This window comes from Paenibacillus sp. EKM301P (assembly GCF_011800295.1).
Classification (GTDB): domain Bacteria; phylum Bacillota; class Bacilli; order Paenibacillales; family Paenibacillaceae; genus Paenibacillus; species Paenibacillus polymyxa.
In genome coordinates, this window is record NZ_JAALFM010000028.1 from 1 (window position 1) to 3,613 (window position 3,613).

The window sequence follows — 3,613 nt, forward strand, 5'->3', positions numbered from 1 at the left end:
TGGCCGGGGAAGGCCTTGCGAGAGGATACCTGAACCGTCCGGATCTGACGGCGGAGAAGTTCGTCGATTCCCCGTTTACGGAGGGGGAGAAACTGTACCGCTCGGGCGACTTGGCGGCTTGGCTGCCGGACGGCAACATCGAATACCTGGGCCGAATCGATCACCAGGTGAAAATCCGCGGGTACCGGATCGAGCTGGACGAAATCGAGACGCAGCTGCTGAACGTCGAGGGCGTGGAAGAAGCGGTGGTGCTTGCCCGTCAGGACGGTGGGGGCGAGAAGGCGCTTGTCGCCTACTTTGTGGCGGATCGGACACTGACGGTCAGCGAAATGAGAACCTCGCTGGCCCAGGGAATGCCGGGGTACATGATCCCGTCGTACTTCGTGCAGCTGGAGCGCATGCCGCTGACGGCCAATGGCAAAGTAGACCGCAAAGCGCTGCCGGAACCGCAAGGCAGCTTGCAGACGGGCGTCGAATATGTAGCACCGCGTAACCGGATGGAGTCCCAGCTTGTGAAGATCTGGGAGGAAGTGCTGGGCTACTCCGGCATTGGAGTCCTGGACAATTTCTTCGAGCTCGGAGGCCACTCCTTGCGGGCGACGAACCTTGTCAGCAAGATTCAGAAGGAAATGAACGTCGAACTTCCGCTGCGCGATGTGTTCCGCTATACGACGGTAGAGTCGATGGCCGGGGCTATTGCAAGCTTGGAAGAAACGCGGCACAGCTCAATTCCGAAAGCGGAAGAGAAAGCGTACTATCCGGTTTCCTCCGCGCAAAAAAGGCTGTACGTCCTGCACCAGCTGGATGGCTCGGAGCTGAATTACAACCTCCCAAGTGCCTTGCAGTTGGAAGGGGCTTTGAACGAGGCCAAAGTGGAAAAGGCGCTGACTACTTTGGTGGCCCGGCATGATATGCTGCGCACCGGTTTTGAAATCGTGAATGGGGAGCCGGTTCAGCGTATTCATCCGCTCGTAGCTTTCAAGGTCGAAAAGCTTCAAGCAAGCGAAGATCAGGTTGCGGCCATTCTTGAAGGCTTCATTCAGCCTTTTGACTTGACCCAGCCGCCTTTGCTGCGCGCCCTGCTGATCGAACTGGAGAAAGAGAAATTCCTGCTCGCACTGGATATTCATCATATTGGTTCCGACGGCCTTTCCATGGACGTGCTGCTGCGCGAATTCGTGCGGCTTTACAATGGGGAAGAATTGCCGGAGCTGCGGATTCAATACAAGGATTACGCCGTTTGGCAGCAATCCGAGGAGCAGCGCCAGCGCATCAAACGGCAGGAGGAATACTGGCGTGGGGTATTCAGCTCCGAGCTTCCGGTTCTTGAGCTGCCTCTCGACTTCTCCCGCCCGGCCGTGCAGCAGTTTGACGGTCAAACGCTCACGTTTACGCTGGATGCGGAGAAAAGCGAAGCTCTCAAACGGCTTGCCGGCGATTCAGGGGCGACGCTGTACATGCTTCTGCTGGCTGCGTACTCCGTATTGCTTCATAAATACGCGGGACAGGAAGATATAGTGGTCGGCACTCCGATTGCCGCCCGTTCTCACGCCGACCTGCAGCCGATTATCGGTATGTTCGTCAATACGCTGGCCCTTCGCTTGGGTCCGGCGGCGGAGCGGACGTTCCTGGATTACTTGCAGGAAGTGAAGGAAACAACGCTTGGAGCCTACGAGCACCAAGACTATCCGTTCGAGGAGCTGGTGGAAGCTCTTCAGGTGAGCCGGGATTTAAGCCGGAATCCTCTGTTTGACACCATGTTTTCTTTGCAAAAGCACGAAAGCTTGGATTTAACCCTGGAAGGCTTGCAATGGTCGCTGTTCGACATCGAGGAAAAGACGGCAAAGTTTGACCTTAGCTTTGATATCGTGGAAGCCGATAACGAACTGGTTTGCAAGATCGAGTACGCTACCTCGTTGTTTAGACAGGAAACGGTGGTACGGCTGGCGGGTCATTACGAGCAGCTTTTGACGTCGATCCTGGCTCAGCCGGGTGCGCGGATTTCGGATTTGGATGTCTTGACGGACAGCGAAAAACATGATTTGCTGGTCGGGTTTGACGTGTCGTCTTCGGCTCTTGCGAAGCAACCCGCCGCAGAGGGTACAGGTTTGGAAGCGGATGAGTCGTGGAGAGAGAGAACGTTCCACGAGCTGTTCGAGGAGCAGGCGGAGCGCACTCCGGAAGCGCTGGCGGTTGTCTACGAAGACAGCAAGCTGACGTATGCGGAGCTGAACGCCAAAGCGAATCGTCTGGCGTATGCACTGCGGGCGCGCGGGGTGAAGCCGGAGCAGGTGGTCGGCATTCTGGCCGATCGTTCGGCGGAGCTGTTGATCGGGGTGCTCGCCGTATGGAAAGCGGGCGGCGCTTATGTGCCGCTCGACCCGGACTATCCGGCGGAGCGGATCGAGTATATGCTCGCGGACAGCGGGGCGTCGGTGCTGCTTACGCAGACCCGCCTGCTGGAGCAGACGGAAGCTTGGCGCAGCGACGGAGCTCTAGTGCTGCAAACGGTGCTTGCGCTTGACGACGCCGCGACGTACAGCCTCGGAGCGGCGGAAGCGGCTGTGGGTGTACAAGCTTTGGGCGAAGCAGGCGCAGAGGCGGAGGCTTTGGCGCAAGCGGCTGCTGCCGAAACGTCCGCCACGGCAGAAGCCGAGAAGAACGTACTAGCGGCAGATCTCGCATCGAATCCGGCGAATGTGAACAAGCCGCGCGATTTGGCTTACGTCATCTACACCTCCGGTACGACGGGCAAGCCGAAGGGCGTGATGATCGAGCACCGCAGCCTGGTGAACACGGCGGCGGGCTACCGTCGGGAATACCGGTTGGATCAGTTCCCGGTGCGGCTGCTGCAGCTCGCCAGCTTCTCGTTCGACGTGTTCGTCGGCGACATTGCGCGGACGCTGTACAACGGCGGCACCATGGTCATCGTGCCGAAGGACGACCGGATTGATCCAACCCGCCTCTACGGCTGGATTCGCGACTACGCCGTGACGGTGTTCGAATCGACGCCGGCGCTGATCGTGCCGTTCATGGAGCATGTGCATGCCGAGGATCTGAACCTCAGCTCGATGCAACTGCTGATCACAAGCTCGGATGCGTGCAGCGTAGCGGATTACCGCACCTTGCAGGAGCGCTTCGGCTCGCAGTTCCGTATTATTAACAGCTACGGCGTAACGGAAGCGGCGATTGACTCCAGCTTCTATGACGAGCCTCTGGAAAAGCTGCCGAAGACGGCCAGCGTGCCGATCGGGAAAGCGTGGCTGAACGCCAAGTTCTACATCGTGGATGCGAATCTGAAGCCGGTGCCGATCGGGGTGTTGGGAGAGCTGGTCATCGGCGGAGCGGGTGTGGCCCGCGGTTACTTGAACCGCCCGGATTTGACGGCGGAGAAATTCGTAGACAGCCCGTTCGCCACTGGGGAGCGGCTGTACCGGACAGGCGACCTGGCGCGCTGGATGCTGGACGGCAACGTGGACTTCATCGGCCGGATCGACAACCAGGTGAAAATCCGGGGGTACCGGATTGAGACGGGTGAAGTCGAAGCGAAGCTGCTGAGTGTAGGTGGCGTGAAGGAAGCGGTCGTCGTCGTCAGGGAAGATCAAGAAGGTCA

Annotated in this window: 1 protein-coding gene; it reads left to right on the forward strand. The window is 58.8% G+C overall.

Annotated elements, in window-relative coordinates; all coding sequences use genetic code 11:
- Positions 1-3,613, forward strand: a 3,613-nt coding sequence (locus HFD99_RS24640; protein WP_167441034.1) for a non-ribosomal peptide synthetase, incomplete at both ends; no start/stop codon positions are given.